The sequence below is a fragment of the Bacillus sp. SIMBA_074 genome, from assembly GCF_046534555.1.
GTDB lineage: Bacteria > Bacillota > Bacilli > Bacillales > Bacillaceae_G > Bacillus_A > Bacillus_A mycoides.
The window spans coordinates 1-271 of sequence record NZ_JAWRYM010000530.1 but is presented as its reverse complement, the minus strand read 5'-3'; the positions used below and the strand labels follow the sequence as shown (position 1 = coordinate 271).

The window sequence follows — 271 nt, the reverse complement described above, 5'->3', positions numbered from 1 at the left end:
GTATTACTTATGATAGAAGGGAAAACGATCTATCATGCAGGGGATACGGCGGTATTTTCCGATATGAAACTGATCGGTGAGCGACATCCGATTGACTTGGCATTTTTGCCAATCGGCGACAATTACACCATGGGGCCGGAAGATGCCGCACTTGCAGCGAAATTCCTTCAAGCCAAACAGGTCGTGCCGATTCATTACAATACTTTCCCTGTCATCAAACAGGATCCTAACAAATTCATTGACCTGCTTGAAGAGGGGAATGGACTGATCA

The 271-nt window shown here is 45.8% G+C and carries 1 protein-coding gene; it reads left to right on the top strand.

What is annotated here, in order from left to right; translation table 11 throughout:
• The coding region (locus SB773_RS31845; protein WP_410594324.1) for an MBL fold metallo-hydrolase at nucleotides 1-271 on the top strand (271 nt) is incomplete at both ends.